Source organism: Floridaenema fluviatile BLCC-F154 (genome assembly GCF_041929135.1).
Classification (GTDB): domain Bacteria; phylum Cyanobacteriota; class Cyanobacteriia; order Cyanobacteriales; family Aerosakkonemataceae; genus Floridanema; species Floridanema fluviatile.
This window is the reverse complement of sequence record NZ_JBHFNS010000019.1, coordinates 253,214-267,915: the sequence shown is the minus strand read 5'-3', so window position 1 is coordinate 267,915 and position 14,702 is coordinate 253,214. Positions and strand designations below refer to the sequence as shown.

At 41.9% G+C, this 14,702-nt stretch carries 13 protein-coding genes and 1 pseudogene; 10 read left to right on the top strand and 4 right to left on the bottom strand.

The window, feature by feature from the left end; all coding sequences use genetic code 11:
* Window positions 1-175 precede the first annotated feature (175 nt).
* Both ACE1B6_RS05320 and ACE1B6_RS05315 read right to left on the bottom strand, forming a co-directional pair.
* On the bottom strand, window positions 176-457 hold the full coding sequence (locus ACE1B6_RS05320; protein WP_413256205.1) for a WGxxGxxG family protein: 282 nt from the start codon (window positions 455-457) through the stop codon (window positions 176-178).
* 275 nt (window positions 458-732) lie between these two features.
* Entirely contained in the window at window positions 733-2,118 is a 1,386-nt protein-coding gene (locus ACE1B6_RS05315) for a hypothetical protein (protein WP_413256204.1), read from the bottom strand.
* 870 nt (window positions 2,119-2,988) lie between these two features.
* Here ACE1B6_RS05315 and ndhL point away from each other — a divergent pair.
* From ndhL to ACE1B6_RS05275, 8 genes are all read left to right on the top strand, one after another.
* The gene (ndhL, locus tag ACE1B6_RS05310; RefSeq protein WP_413256203.1) at window positions 2,989-3,201 is read left to right on the top strand and encodes an NAD(P)H-quinone oxidoreductase subunit L; all 213 of its coding nucleotides are present in this window, start codon (window positions 2,989-2,991) and stop codon (window positions 3,199-3,201) included.
* 23 nt (window positions 3,202-3,224) lie between these two features.
* Window positions 3,225-3,527 (top strand): DUF3007 family protein, encoded by a 303-nt coding sequence (locus ACE1B6_RS05305; protein WP_413256202.1) that lies wholly within the window; start codon window positions 3,225-3,227, stop codon window positions 3,525-3,527.
* A gap of 102 nt (window positions 3,528-3,629) precedes the next feature.
* Entirely contained in the window at window positions 3,630-4,424 is a 795-nt protein-coding gene (gene trpA, locus ACE1B6_RS05300) for a tryptophan synthase subunit alpha (protein ID WP_413256201.1), read from the top strand.
* On the top strand, window positions 4,394-4,954 hold the full coding sequence (locus ACE1B6_RS05295) for a DUF3122 domain-containing protein (protein WP_413256200.1): 561 nt from the start codon (window positions 4,394-4,396) through the stop codon (window positions 4,952-4,954). The genes trpA and ACE1B6_RS05295 overlap by 31 nt, the downstream gene beginning before the upstream one ends.
* Window positions 4,955-5,354: 400 nt before the next feature.
* Window positions 5,355-5,738 carry a winged helix-turn-helix transcriptional regulator gene (locus ACE1B6_RS05290; RefSeq protein ID WP_413256199.1) on the top strand — a complete coding sequence of 128 codons (384 nt, stop codon included), beginning with the start codon at window positions 5,355-5,357 and terminating at the stop codon, window positions 5,736-5,738.
* A 283-nt stretch (window positions 5,739-6,021) separates the two neighbouring features.
* Window positions 6,022-6,651 carry a pseudouridine synthase gene (locus ACE1B6_RS05285; protein WP_413256198.1) on the top strand — a complete coding sequence of 210 codons (630 nt, stop codon included), beginning with the start codon at window positions 6,022-6,024 and terminating at the stop codon, window positions 6,649-6,651.
* 222 nt (window positions 6,652-6,873) lie between these two features.
* A complete protein-coding gene (locus ACE1B6_RS05280; RefSeq protein ID WP_413256197.1) occupies window positions 6,874-8,955 on the top strand; it encodes a serine/threonine phosphatase in 2,082 nt (693 codons plus the stop codon).
* Window positions 8,956-9,248: 293 nt separating this feature from the next.
* A complete protein-coding gene (locus ACE1B6_RS05275; RefSeq protein ID WP_413256196.1) occupies window positions 9,249-10,505 on the top strand; it encodes a protein kinase domain-containing protein in 1,257 nt (418 codons plus the stop codon).
* 142 nt (window positions 10,506-10,647) lie between these two features.
* Here the strand turns inward: ACE1B6_RS05275 and ACE1B6_RS05270 are convergent, their stop codons facing one another.
* The gene (locus ACE1B6_RS05270; protein WP_413256195.1) at window positions 10,648-10,866 is read right to left on the bottom strand and encodes a DUF4327 family protein; all 219 of its coding nucleotides are present in this window, start codon (window positions 10,864-10,866) and stop codon (window positions 10,648-10,650) included.
* A gap of 355 nt (window positions 10,867-11,221) precedes the next feature.
* Entirely contained in the window at window positions 11,222-12,859 is a 1,638-nt protein-coding gene (gene cimA / locus ACE1B6_RS05265; RefSeq protein ID WP_413256194.1) for a citramalate synthase, read from the bottom strand.
* A 248-nt stretch (window positions 12,860-13,107) separates the two neighbouring features.
* Between cimA and ACE1B6_RS05260 the strand changes: the two genes are divergently transcribed.
* A complete protein-coding gene (locus ACE1B6_RS05260; protein WP_413256193.1) occupies window positions 13,108-13,446 on the top strand; it encodes a 2Fe-2S iron-sulfur cluster-binding protein in 339 nt (112 codons plus the stop codon).
* 156 nt (window positions 13,447-13,602) lie between these two features.
* A pseudogene (thiO, locus tag ACE1B6_RS05255) lies at window positions 13,603-14,667 on the top strand (glycine oxidase ThiO); the annotation flags it as partial.
* Window positions 14,668-14,702 lie beyond the last annotated feature (35 nt).

The following is a 14,702-nucleotide window of genomic DNA, read 5'->3' as shown; positions in this document are numbered from 1 at the left end:
AAAGCCCTCTGATAGTAATATTTTTGCTGACAAGTTTTGATTAATTAGGACTTACGCAACTGGCACAATTAGTACAATTACTAGGGTGCGTCAGATCATAAATCTGAATTCACCAAATCAGGGTTTTAGCTTCTGACGCACCCTACAACTAATATTTTTGCTGACGAGTCTTAAATTAATATCTCGTACCAGGACGAGTTGCTTCATCAGGTTCACGGTAGCGTACTGATTCTTCATGTTTGTTGCGACCAGCTAAACCAGCTAAACCAATTAAACCTAATAAACCTAACCAACCCCAATCAAAAGTGTCTCTTTCATAATCCACAACTCGATTGGTCGGGGTGACAGGATCGGTGGTAGTGACTTGAGCGGAAACAGGTGATGTGAAAGGTATTGAAGCTATACTCAAAGTTACTAAGCTAGCGCCGAGAAACTTGGAAAGTTTGTCAGTTTTCATCTTAAAGTTCTCTCCCTATTTATCAAGTATTTACAGACTTACTACAGAATCCAAAACTACTGAGATATCTGAGTTGGTTTCATGCAAGCTAAGTGCATCGCTTTACTATGATGGTGCTAAATTACCTCAGAACCATCATCAATCTTCAGCTAGAGAATCTTTAACCCTAGAACTCACCCTTGAGACATAGACAAAATTAACAGTATTAATCTCCCTATTCTGGAGAATAAATAATTTAATTCAGAAGTTTCAGAATCATACAACCTAATGTATAATTAGCCTTCAGTTGGTAATTCTTCTTTGTTTAATTCTTCCTCTAATTGTTGCTCATCCAGAAGATAGCTCGGTATTTTATTTTCTTGCTTAAGTTGCGAGAAAATTCTCCAAGTATCCCAGTTCCAATTCCGATCGCTACCAGGATTATTAACCTTGGTTTCCCGCATATTTACTAAATTGTATTCCACATTTTCCGCATAAATGGCAAAGGTGATATTAAATAACTCTAGAAAGTAAATCACCCATTGGCATTCAGCTTCGGGATATTTCTGATAGTAATCAATTAATATAGCTACACAAGTTTCTAAGTGCGATCGCGAATTCGGCGACACTAAAATAATTTTTAGTAACACCACTACCAAAGTTAAAGGATTTCCCTGCGACAGCAATAAAACAAATAACTCTGCTGGATCTTCTCGATTTTCAGTTGTTAAAAAATCAATTACCCGATTGCAGCTTCTTAAAACTAATGCTTGATTTAATATTTCTTCATCACGATCGGCATAAATTGTGTCTAATTTAGCTGACAAATTTTGATTAAAAATATTCACAACTCTTGGATTTTTAACCGAAAATAGTAAATAATTACTGAGGCTTTTTTTATAAAACTTATAATTCATATTCTGCGTCTGTTTCATAAAAATATTCGCCAAACTAGTGTAGCTAAAAGGGCCACGCTTGACTAAAATCCTTTTAATCAGACGTAAAACTTCATCTCCCAACCCCGTAGGATTTGTTAGCTTCCTGTGATTACTAGCAGTAGACTGTGTATAAGCAGTATACATAGCCAAATCAAATTTAAACTTATCTTTTAACTCCTTAGAAAGCGCCCTAGCAGCTGCCCGTTGTTCCTCTGGATTTCGCAAATCCATATATTGCGGCACTAAAAGATAACAAGTATAACGATGTGCCCAATGTCCTTCTGTATCAAAACGCGAAGCAAATAACTTCAGTTCTTGATAATCCTTACTTTTAATAAAATTAATTAGCCAATAGCGAATCCGATTCAAATTTTGGGAAATAGTTTCCTCATGGATTTTCGGCTCATTAAAAGCTTCAATCAAATCTTGAATCGACTTCCGCCTTCTCGTAGCATCCCAATTGTTTATCAGAATGTAGCAAGAACGCTTTAGTGTATTTCTAAATTCAGTTTCGTCATTCTCAAAAACTATTTTGTAGACAGCTTGAATAACTTCCTGTTTAGCTACTTCACTTTGATAAATAAACAGATTTTTAAATTCTTGCAATACCATCTCTGGAGGCCACTGCCTAACTATTTTAAGCAGAAACCCATAAATAATATCTTGTGATTGTTGCAGACGTGAACCTTTACCGTTTATCTTGATGGGTGTATCCCGCCGATGCACCGGAGGTTGATGATCCATGAGTATTATATCTAAAGGTGGTAGTGCTTCCCAATTAGGTTGTGTAAAAGAAAGCTGATAACACCCTGATGGGATCTGATTGCAGTCTAGCTTAATCTCACTCAACTGCACAAGATTCCTAATTAAACTTTAATCTAGATGCTACATTATAGCTTAACATTAGCCAGGAGAAAATACTGTTGTAGTAAAAAAACTACTTAGTACTCAGCAACTTATTAACTTTAAAATGGGGGCAGAGGGACTTGAACCCTCACGACCTTTTACGGTCAACGGATTTTCATTCTCTTGCAGCTTTCGCTACTGCCTGAAACTATAACTCAGGCTTTAAGAATTGGACTCTCCCTTTACCCTCGGCTTTACGTTAGGGTAGCTCCCGTCGAGTCTCTGCACCTTCCAAAAAGTTTTGAGTTACTACTCTTTTTCCTTTTGGCTTGGCTCAGGATTGCCCTATCTGTCACCAGACTTAGGTTTCCCTGAATTTGAGAGCCGTCACTTGCAGGATTTCTCCTCCAAGGCTCAGTTTTCTAAGTCCGTAGCGTCTACCATTCCGCCACACCCCCGAACTTAGTTGGAATTTCCAACCTTTTCGGCTGGATATTTATCCTACCGCAAAACTTCGATTTGTACAAACATTTAGGAAAAATTTTTTTTGGGGAGGTGGGGAGATGGGAAGAAGTTACCTCGCAAAAAGAGGAAAACCAAGGAGCGATCTTTGGAATCCCCGTACCTTGAAGTCGGGGAGGATGTCAACCGTTACCCTTTTGCCTTCTGCTTTCTGTCTTCTTTTCTTGCCGATCGTCCTGTAAAATAATTGAGTAACCTTCCCTACCGCGCTGAGTAGTGTTGTTGCTGCTGTAGACAAGAAAGATTATGTTGATTGCACTTTTGTATCTGATTTTGGGTGGAGCTTATTTACTGGTAGTTCCTTTACTGCTGTTTTTCTATATGCAAAAACGCTGGTACACTTGTGGCTCTTTTGAGCGCGGTTTTATGTACTTTCTGGTGTTTTTCTTTTTTCCCGGTTTGTTGTTACTCGCGCCGTTCATAAATTACCGACCGCAACGGCGACAAATTGAAGCATAAAGTTTATTATTGGTCAACCCTAAATGCGTCGGATTGACATTATTTATCTAGGCTTGGGAATTTTCCTGGCTGGGGGATTAGCTTACTTACTCCTGCAATTGGTAGGTTTAGATAGTCAGCAAGCGGGGATTTGGAGTCAGGCTTTGCTGGTTTTTGGGTTAGTTGGTTGGTTGCTAACTTATCTGTTTCGCGCAGGCACGAAGCAGATGACTTACAATCAGCAGCTGAAAGATTATGAGGATGCTGTTTTGGAAAAGCGCCTTGCGGAAATGACTCCTGAAGAATTGGAAAAGCTTCAGGCAGAAATTGAAGCGGAAAAAAAATAGTTTGGTTAGTCTTTGGTAGTTGGGCGCAAGCAGGATGTTAAGATTAACATCCGGCAACTAACCGCTATTAGTTGAATTTTTGATTTATTAATTTTTGCCAAAATGACTTCTATTTCCGATCGCTTCCAGTTCTTACGCTCTCAATCCCAATGTGCTTTAATTCCTTTTATTACCGCTGGCGATCCGGATTTACACGCGACGGCTGAGGCATTAAAGGTTCTCGATCGCAATGGTGCTGATATTATTGAATTGGGGGTACCTTATTCCGATCCTTTAGCCGATGGACCCGTAATTCAAGCCGCAGCAACTAGAGCTTTACAAAAGGGGACAAAGTTGGATGACGTACTGAAAATGTTAGCCGATGTTATCCCTGAATTGACCGCACCGATCGTCCTATTCGCTTATTACAATCCGATTATTCATCGGGGAATCGAAAATTTTTTACAGCAACTTTCCCAGGTGGGAGTAAAAGGTTTAGTTGTTCCTGACTTACCTTTGGAAGAAGCGGAAAGTTTACTGCAACCTGCGAAGAAATTTGGCATCGAGGTGATTTTATTAGTCGCACCAACAAGTTCTCCCGAAAGAATTAAAGCAATTGCCCAAAAGTCCCAAGGTTTTATTTATTTGGTCAGTGTAACAGGTGTTACCGGAATGCGATCGGGACTAGAATCACGAGTAGAAAATTTACTGCAACAAATGCGCCAAATTACTGATAAACCGATCGGGATCGGTTTTGGTATTTCCGCACCGGAACACGCGAAACAAGTCAAAGATTGGGGCGCAGATGCCGCTATTGTCGGAAGTGCTTTTGTCAAGCGTTTGAACGATGGTACACCTAGCGCAGGATTAACAGCAATTGCTGAATTTTGTCAGCTTTTAAAACAAGCGATCGCTTAATTCTGTTACCTGAATCTATGACACAGTTATTTCCGAGATTAATATTATTATTGGGGTTGATACTGGTATTTTTGGGCACTCCAGTTACTTGGGTTTGTCCACCAGCAAACGCAGTGCTTCGACAATATCAAGCTGCACCCGGAGTCATGCAATATCAATCCCGGAATTCACTTCGAGATCCCGCAGGTTATGCTTGGCAATTAGTACTTTTTAAAGAATTTCCCCCCACTCAATCTACCCAATTTATTCTCCGGTTAGTAGGATTTCCCGGTATAGTAGATCTCGCTCATCCCCAATCACTACAAATTAATACTAACACTGGTAAATTACTCACAGCTACAGATTTGTTTGCTAGAGAATCTCCCGCACCTAATGTCGGTCAGTATAATGTTACTGATGTTATTACTCAACTCTCCCAAAACAGCTTTTTAAAGCTCACTATTCCCCTAGAAAATAACAACAATATTACTCTAAAAGTTCCATCCTCAGTAGTTACTGAATGGCAATGGTTCGCAACCGAAGTTAAATAAATTATTCTGCGTTTTTCACTAAGTTTTAGATATAAATCAGTTAAAATATATTTAACTGCAACGCAAAATATATTTTTCAATTACTAAAATTCCTATTAGTAATCTGTGGATTTTATCCCTATCAATTAGGCAAAATGCTTTGATTTTATAACGATTTGAGGCGATCGTAGAAGATTTTATAAATAATTAAACTCGCCGCTAGCCGACTACTAAAATCCTATTTGTCACTGTGAATAAGCGGAATTGTCCCCTAATTAAAACTTTCTTGACTGACGGGTTACAAAGTGAAATCAAAAATGAAATAGTAAAGTTTTGCTAAAAAAGGGAAGTAAAAGTATAAAATTTTTTAAAATAGAACCGAGTCAAGAAAAACCGATAGAGATAATTTACAGTGCAGATCATGTTAGATACTAAAGATTGTTTGGAAAACAAATGCCCGATTCAGTTTACCCTGGACTTAATTGGCAATAAGTGGTCTATCTTAATTCTGCGAGAACTTTTTTTAGGGTCGCGGCGCACCCACCAGTTTTTAGATGCCTTACCAGGAATTAGTAGTAAAACACTAACCATTCGACTGCGCGAATTAGAAGCTCATGGTTTAGTAGAACGCCAAGTCTATCCCGAAATTCCCCCGCGTGTAGAATACTCGCTGACAGACAAAGGTAGAGAAATTCAACCCGTAATGATTGCCTTATATCGCGTCGGACGGAACTGGTTAAAAGACGAAGCTTGTGTTTGTCCCTTGGAAAAAACCATATTTGCTGAATTGGAAACAGCCATTTAATCGGAATTTTTCCGCAGAAATTTCAGTTTAAAATTGATAATTAATTCACATTGACACTGCATCGTAAAAAAACGAGGATTCTTTAAAAGGAGAACCCACATCAGGCATTGCTCGTATCACAACTCCCAAAAAAACCGTTTACTCGGATTTCAGTGTGATGCGATGGGCGGTGTCAATTGCCCCTACTCCCTTCCAGCAGTGCGTAAACTGCTGATTGGGTCTACTTGTTGTAATTAAATTAACTTGCTAACCTAAACTCAGCAGCGACTAGCTACTGGACAAAGTGGTACATAAATATATACTTTTCTATAAACCATATAACGTTTTGTGCCAGTTCACAGACGAAAACCAAAGTCGGGAAACAACTCGGCAAACTCTGAAAGACTATATTCCCATTCCTGAAATCTACCCAGTAGGTCGCTTGGATCGAGATAGTGAAGGGCTACTATTACTGACAAATGATGGGAAACTGCAACATTTGTTGAGCGATCGCCGCTACAAACACCCACGCACCTACTGGGTACAAGTAGAACGAATCCCCGGAGAAATCGTCCTAGACCAACTGCGCCAAGGCGTAAAAGTCCAAGACTACCAAACTAGACCAGCATTAGTACAACTGTTGCCCAGCGAACCCACATTACCACCCCGCAATCCCCCAATTCGATTTCGCCAAAATGTCCCCACAGCTTGGCTAGAAATGACACTTACAGAAGGAAGAAATCGACAAGTGCGAAGAATGACCGCAGCAGTTGGGTATCCTACTTTAAGATTAGTCAGAGTAGCAATTGCCCATCTCCGTTGGCAAGATTTAGCCCCAGGAGAGTGGCGCAACTTAACAGCAGAAGAACTAAAACCCCTGTTGCGTCTGCACCAAGGAAATCAACGCCAGCCAAAATCTAAATTTTCTGTTTAATTTAAACTTTTAGCGAAATTCCGTCCCGATCTCCATCAATTACAATTCAAAATGCAAAAATGGGAAAGGAGAATATGGAACAGTTACCCTGAACATAGAGCTAAAAGTAAATCAAAGATCTCTAACTTTAGTTGTTGATTCTAGCGATCTGCGCCAAACTTTAGCCTGACTAACTCTGTTAGCTTTTTTCTATCCATCCTCGAATATTGAGGAAATCCTCAAATGCTGATCTGTCCACAATGTCAATTTGAAAATCCAGTCACTAATAAATTTTGCCAGCAGTGTGGTGCCTCTCTCACCCACAAAGCTTGTCCCGAATGTGGCGCACAAGTTACTTACAGCGCCAAAGAATGTCCCAAATGTGGCACATTTACGGGAACAGTTTGGCAAGCGATTATTTCACCTCGCACCGTGGCTCAAGTTTCAGTTTCTCCGAGTCGGGAAGTTAGCGAAACAGCTAATCCTTCCTTATCAGAGAAATCTGACCTAGAATTGCCTGATATACTTAGCAAGACTGAATCAGTTAATACGGAAATTCAAGTAAGCTGGGAAGAAGAACTGGCAGACCAAATACCAGACAAGAACTCAGCAGAAGCAATATCTGAATTCTCTCCAGAGCTATATTTAGACCAACAACAACGCTACCAACTCTTAGAACCACTACCGTCAGAAATTACAGAAGAAGTTAAGGTGCGAGTGTTAGATTGTCAACCTTTGCAAGCTTCACCGATCGAAGTTCTGATTCATCAGCAAAGTCAAGAACCAGAATTAGGGAAAGAACCGGATAGTAAGCAGATTATTGATTTATGGCAAACTGTACCGGAAATTGCCAAAGCTTATCTAGCTCTGAAAACAGAATTTGAACCGATCGTACCCACTCTTCACGATGCTTGGGTAGAGGACGATCGGGAAATTATCTTAATTGAAGATCGATCGCAATGGCCCACTTTAGTAGATTTGTGGAAAGACCATCAAATTCCCCAAATTCACTTGTTACAAATACTGCATGAAATGTCTTCTCTCTGGGTCGCCGCCGAAGCATGGCATTGTCAGCAAAGTTTATTAGATTTAAGCAATTTACGGATCGATGAAGACCAATCTCTAGGAATTCTACGATTAAATAAAGACCCAGTAGATACGGAATTGACAATGCCAGATTTAGGGCAAATTTGGCAAGAATTATTTCATCAGACCGATCGCACTTTGTTCGGTCCGATCGCCGCCTTAATTAATGACCTGAAACTCGAATCAATTTCGACAATTCAGGATTTGCGATCGCGCTTACAAGAAATCGCCGATGAACTCAGCGAATCAGCCCCACCAGTCCTGGAAACCAACGATTTTGACAGCAATCAAATCACTTCCCCTCCCCCCATCACCACCCCCTCAACAAAAGAACTCATAAATCCTTACTCTCTAATCAATCCAGAGGGTAGCGATGATATGCCCACAGTAGTATTACCCATGCAACTGCTAAGTTTAGAAGATGCAGGTCGTACCGACGTGGGTCGCCAAAGACGACATAATGAAGACTACTTCGGAGTCCAAACCAAACTCACTAAAATCGAAAACCCGATCGGGCGCAACATGGAAGCCCGCGGCTTATACATCCTCTGCGACGGCATGGGAGGACACGCCGGAGGCGAAATTGCTAGCGCCCTAGCTGTGAAAACCCTAATCGAATACTTTCACGAACACTGGAAAGACGACTTACCAGACGAAGACTGTATTCGTCAAGGTGTCCTAGAAGCCAATCAAGCCATCTACGATATCAATCAGCAAGATGCCCGTTCCGGTAGCGGACGCATGGGTACAACCTTAGTCATGGTTTTAATTCAAGAAACCGAAGTCGCTGTTGCCCATGTGGGAGACTCCCGCTTATATCGTCTCAGCCGCAGACAAGGGATCGAACAAATTACTGTAGATCACGAAGTCGGACAACGGGAAATTAAACGAGGAGTGCAACCAGAAATTGCCTATTCTCGTCCCGACGCTTATCAACTTACCCAAGCATTAGGGCCACGCAACGAACATTTCGTTGATCCCGATATCGAATTCTTTGAGTTAAATGAAGATACTCTCATGTTGTTATGCTCCGATGGTCTTTCAGATAACGACTTGATCGAAACCCATTGGCAAACACATCTTCAACCTTACTTAAGTTCGCGGAGCAATTTAGAAGAAAGCGTCAATAATTTAATCGAATTGGCTAACCAATATAATGGTCATGACAACATTACAGCCATCTTAATTCGGGCAAAAGTACGACCGGATTTAGATCAAGCTAGAGTAGGCAATAGTTAATAAGCTGTTACGCATTTAAATCACTTATTAACGAGTAGGGTGCGTCAGACGGTAAAGCCTATGTAGAAAGGAAAATATCTAAATCTGACGCACCCTACAATATGACTTTTAAATGCGTAACAGCTTAGCGATCCCCCTAGCGTAGGTCGGCAGAAACGATCGAGCAGTGGAAAATAGGTAAAAGGCTTAATTATAAAAGCCTTCTTCCCTCTCTCTGCCTTCTGGCGCTAGACTGCCGCTAGGCGGATCGCAGGTTAATCAATAGATTGTTATTCACCTAGCTTAAATGAGTAATGACATCTCCTGGTGCGGTTACACTGACCCTTTTACATCCAAAAAATTCGGCTCCCTTAGAAGAGTGGCGATTTGAGAAAGAGTCTATCATTCGCATTGGTCGCTCTCCAGAGAATCATATCGTGTTGACTGACAGCCGAGTTTCCCGTCACCATCTAGAATTGCGGTTGGTGGAAATTTCTGCATCTAGAATTGGCAACAGTTTAACCTCTACTGCTTGGCGATTAATTAATTTGGGCACGAATGGCACTTTTTTAGATGGAATTTTAGTTTCCCAAGCTTGGCTGAGAAATGGTTCGCTGATTCAGTTAGCTCAAGGAGGGCCAAAACTCAAGTTCCAAATGCACACTACCACCGCCCAACCTTTAGTAGTTACACCCCCAAAAAATACTTGTTCTCACGCGGGAAATTCCCCGAACAATGTATTCTGTATCCACTGCGGTCAACCATTGCGTGTCGAGCGTCAAATTCGCCAATATCATTTGTTACAGACTTTGGGACAGGGGGGAATGGGTACCACTTATTTGGCTTGGGCTCCCCAACTCCCTGGCAAAAAAGCCGCGGGTGGTGGGTTATTGGTGCTTAAGGAAATGAATGCGGATATGGCAGAAATCGCCAAAGCCCAAGAATTGTTTGAACGGGAAGCCCGGACTCTGAAAAACTTGAATCATTCGGGAATTCCCCAATTTTACGAGTTTTTTGTAGAAGCTGGGAAAAAGTATTTGGCTATGGAATTAATTCATGGTCAAGATTTGGAAAAGCGAGTTTACAAGGCTGGGCCAGTTTTACCGCAACAAGCGATCGAATGGATGATCCAAACCTGTAAAGTTTTGGATTACATCCACGAACAAGACCCACCTTTGATTCATCGCGATATTAAACCAGCTAATTTGATGGTGCGATCGCGAAATAACCAAATAGTAGTCCTCGATTTCGGCGCAGTTAAAGAAATTGGCACACCCTTGGGTACGCGCATTGGTGCAGAAGGTTACAGCGCCCCCGAACAAGACCGCGGACAACCCGTAACTCAATCTGACATTTACGCTGTGGGTGCAACCTTAATTTTTCTACTCACTGGCGAAAGTCCCCGCAAGTACTATCAACAGCAGGGTCGGATTTACTGCTTCGATCTGGAAAATGTGCCGACGATTACTCCCCGATTGCGGCAGGTGATTGAAAAAGCCACCCAACCGCATCTCAGAGAAAGATATCAATCTGCCCAGGAACTAGCGATCGCTCTAGCAGCTTGTGCCTAAGTAAATTTTGGCTGTGAAACTAAAAAACTAAATCTGATTGTTGCCAAAAGTTTTACTTATATCAATTCTCAGAAATGCTGCTCGGATCGATCGACGCATCAGGAGCGTCAATCAACTGTAGCCAACTTTCAGAGAAACGATATTAATCGTCGTCCCAGGCTTCCACTTCCAGCAAATCCTGAATTGGATCTTGCGTTGTAAAGCCAAAATCGAGCAACTCTTTTTTCCAAAAAGCCCATTCATCACCATAAAGTAGGGCTATTTTCCAAATACTATCAGTAGGCTTGATCAAGTTAGAAGCTATGAGAGATTCTACTTGACGTTGCAACTTCACCATTGGGTGAATAACTTGCTGAGTCATACACTCCATTAAAATTGATTTATTTTGGGAAAGATTCTGAACCAGAATCGCTTACCTTTTTTTGCTGTACCTGTGCGTTTAGTCTTGTGCAATCGGGAAGCGACCTTTCTAAAACATTAGCTTAGCACAGTTAAGTGCTACTAGTCTATTTTACTGAAAATTTATCTGTGAAGTTCACAACTTCGGTCAAACATCTATTTGTAGAGTACCTTACTGGATTACTCCGGGAAAATAACTCTATATTTAGTGTTTCTACCTAATTCCTCATTTGGAATCATTAAAATTACTTATGTATTTTGGGTTGAACGATCGAACTTAACGCCAAAATTCATCTCATTCAACCCAAAACCGCAACTTAAGAAGAAGCCAACGCCACCTTCGCCGAAGAATGCAGCGTTAAACCATACTCCAAACCTTCCACCACCGCCTGATAAGAAGCCTCCAAAATATTCGTCGAAACACCCACCGTCGTCCAGCGTTGCAAACCATTACTAGACTCAACCAAAACGCGAGTTTTCGCCGCAGTTCCCGTATTTCCGTCTAAAATTCTCACCTTGTAATCAGTTAACTCAAAATCAGCGATAACCGGATAAAAATTGACCAAAGCCTTGCGTAAAGCCGCATCCAACGCCGCCACAGGCCCATTACCTTCCGCAGCCTCCAAAATATCCTGATTATTCACCGACACCTTAATCGTCGCCAAAGCATAAGGAACACAAATCGAATCAGAATCGCAGGCAACAATATCACAATGAACCTGAAAACCTTTCAGTTCGTAAAACTTCTGGCGTTGTCCCAAAGCCTCCCGCATCAGCAACTCAAAACTAGCCTCAGCCGCCTCAAACTGATAACCTTGATTTTCCAGCACCTTCAACCGTTCCAAAATTTGCCGACAAGCCGGATTTTGCTTATCCAAATCAATCCCAAAAGTCCGAGCCTTCGCCAACACATTACTTAACCCTGCTTGGTCAGAAATCACAATCCGTCGCCGATTTCCCACCGTTTCCGGTTGAATATGCTCATAAGTGGCAGGATTTCGTTCCACTGCACTCACATGAATCCCGCCTTTGTGTGCAAACGCTGACAAACCGACAAAAGGCGAGTGTTCGTCAGGTGCTAAATTCGCAACTTCACTGACAAAACGGCTCACTTGAGTCAGTTGTCCCAGATTTTCTGCCGGAATGCAATCAAAACCTAACTTTAACTGTAAATTGGGGATCAAAGAACAAAGATTCGCATTGCCGCAGCGTTCCCCATAACCATTCATCGTCCCCTGCACCATTTTCACCCCAGCCAACACCCCAGCCAAAGCATTAGCCACTGCGGTATCAGAATCATTGTGAGTGTGAATGCCCATTTGAGGAAAATCGCCCTTCAGTTCCGGTAAAGCTTCTACCACTTCCTCAACAATGGTAGTAATTTCCGATGGCAACGTCCCGCCATTAGTGTCACAGAAAACCAGCCATTCCGCACCAGCATCAATAGCCGTTTTCAAAGTTTGTAAAGCGTATTCGGGATTATGTTTATAGCCATCAAACCAATGTTCGGCATCATAAATTACTCGTCTTCCTTGGCTGCGGAGATATTCGATCGTATCTCGAATCATCGCCAAATTTTCTTCTAAACTGGTCTTCAGGCTCTCTATAACGTGCAAATCCCAGGATTTACCGAAAATTGTCACCCAGCGAGTACCAGCCGCCAAAATCGCTTGCAGCAGCGAATCCTCAGCCGCCTTAATTCCCGGTCGGCGCGTCGAACAAAAAGCCGCCACCTCCGCCTGTCGCAGCGGTTGTTCCTGAAGTTTCCAGAAAAATTGTACATCCTTGGGATTAGCACCGGGCCATCCTCCCTCGATAAACGGAACGCCTAACTCATCCAACTGGCGAGCGATTCGCAGTTTATCTTCCAAAGATAAACAAAGTCCTTCGCGTTGAGCGCCATCGCGCAGCGTTGTATCGTAAATCCAAATTTGATTTGAAGTATTAGGGCTCATGGGTTAAAAAATGAAATGAGAAATATTGGGTTGATGAATTGAAAAAGGTAAAGGGAAAAAGAATTTCCAGCACTTTTACCCCTTCACCTTTGCCCTTTTCTCAGAATCAGAGCAACAAGTTTCTCTCAGGGGTAAATTCTTACCTAACAATTAGCCTACATCTGTATTTATGGAAAAGGGTAAGCTCGATCGTCCCCTCTCGTGTAAAGAAGTGCAAAAATATTCATAAAGTATTCAGGGTAATCTCTATGCCAAAAGTAACTGCCCAAGGAAAGACATTTGAATGCGCTCCCGGCGCAAATTTACGGAAAGTTTTACTCGAAAATGGCATTCCTCTGTACAATGGTCAAGCTGCCATGATTAACTGCCGTGGTATTGGTACCTGTGGTACTTGTGCCGTTAAGGTAGAAGGGGAAGTATCGGAAATCAGCTGGCGAGAAAAAACCCGTCTGGGACTTCCTCCCCATTCTTCGAGTAAAAACTTACGCTTGGCTTGCCAAACTAAAGTTTTAGGAGATGTGCAAGTCACCAAATTTGACGGGATGTGGGGACAAGGAGATCAAACTGTTTGGACTCCGCAGGGATAATTTTGGGGACTGGGGACTGGGGACTGGGGACTGGGTGAGTTTTGAGTTTTGAGTTTTGAATTATTCTCCCCTCTGCTCCTCTGCCCCTCTGCCCCTCTGCCCCTCTGCCCCTCTGCTCCCCATCTCCTCTGCATTGTTACATTTAATTCGGTGAGTATGAATAAAGTAAGTGACGTTCTAGTTATTGGTGGTGGAATTATTGGTCTTTCTTTGGCAATTGAATTGAAATTGCGAAACGCGAAAGTAACTGTTTTATCTAAAGATTTTCAGTCAGCAGCAACTCACGCGGCGGCGGGAATGTTAGCACCACAAGCGGAAAAAATTCCTCCTAGCCCCATGTTAGATTTGTGTCTGCAAAGTCGGGCAATTTATGCTGATTGGATTCGGAAATTAGAAGAAATTACAGGTTTAGAAACTGGTTATTGGCCTTGTGGAATTTTGGCTCCCGTTTATGAAATTAAAGAAGAATTCCTCACTTCTCAATGTTGGTTAAATCAGGCAGAAATTCGGCAACATCAACCTGATATCAGTTCCGAAGTTGCGGGTGGTTGGTGGTATCCTGATGATGGGCAAGTGGATAATCGGGCTTTGGCTCATTGTTTATGGATGGCAGCGCAACAGTTAGGAATTGCGGTTTTGGAAGGGGTTGCTGTTACAGAGTTTGTCCGGGAAAATCAGCAGATTAAATATGTGAAAACTTCTCAAGGTGAGTGGCAAGCTGAACGCTATGTTTTAGCTACTGGTGCTTGGGCGCAGGAGTTATTGCCGATTCCAGTTTACCCAACGAAGGGACAAATGTTATCGGTGCGGGTTTTGTCTTCTACTCAACCATTGAATCAGGTTTTATTCGGCGATGAAACTTACATTGTGCCGCGCAAAGATGGCAGAATAGTTATTGGTGCTACTAGTGAAAATGTTAGGTTTACTCCTGATAATACTCCCGCAGGTGTCCAAAAGTTAATCAGCGGAGCAACTCGACTTTATCCACCTTTAAAAAACTTGCCGATTTTAGAATTTTGGTGGGGATTTCGTCCAGCTACTCCTGATGAATTACCGATTTTGGGAACTAGTGCTTATGAAAATTTAACTTTGGCAACGGGGCATTATCGGAATGGTATTCTTTTGGCTCCAATTACGGCTCTGTTAATTGCTGATTTGCTGGAAAAAGAAATTTCTGATTCGCTCTTGAGTCATTTTCACTATACTAGGTTTAGCGAAAAGTAACTTTACATAAGTTAGGGAAGGGTGAAAAAATG

Coding starts and splice junctions, on each gene's coding strand:
- ACE1B6_RS05275 (WP_413256196.1), top strand. CDS start 9,249: ATGACATCTCCTGGTGCGGTTACACTGACCCTTTTACATCCAAAAAAT.
- ACE1B6_RS05320 (WP_413256205.1), bottom strand. CDS start 457: ATGAAAACTGACAAACTTTCCAAGTTTCTCGGCGCTAGCTTAGTAACT.
- ACE1B6_RS05260 (WP_413256193.1), top strand. CDS start 13,108: ATGCCAAAAGTAACTGCCCAAGGAAAGACATTTGAATGCGCTCCCGGC.
- ndhL (WP_413256203.1), top strand. CDS start 2,989: ATGTTGATTGCACTTTTGTATCTGATTTTGGGTGGAGCTTATTTACTG.
- trpA (WP_413256201.1), top strand. CDS start 3,630: ATGACTTCTATTTCCGATCGCTTCCAGTTCTTACGCTCTCAATCCCAA.
- ACE1B6_RS05280 (WP_413256197.1), top strand. CDS start 6,874: ATGCTGATCTGTCCACAATGTCAATTTGAAAATCCAGTCACTAATAAA.
- ACE1B6_RS05290 (WP_413256199.1), top strand. CDS start 5,355: ATGTTAGATACTAAAGATTGTTTGGAAAACAAATGCCCGATTCAGTTT.
- cimA (WP_413256194.1), bottom strand. CDS start 12,859: ATGAGCCCTAATACTTCAAATCAAATTTGGATTTACGATACAACGCTG.
- ACE1B6_RS05270 (WP_413256195.1), bottom strand. CDS start 10,866: ATGACTCAGCAAGTTATTCACCCAATGGTGAAGTTGCAACGTCAAGTA.
- ACE1B6_RS05305 (WP_413256202.1), top strand. CDS start 3,225: ATGCGTCGGATTGACATTATTTATCTAGGCTTGGGAATTTTCCTGGCT.
- ACE1B6_RS05315 (WP_413256204.1), bottom strand. CDS start 2,118: ATGGATCATCAACCTCCGGTGCATCGGCGGGATACACCCATCAAGATA.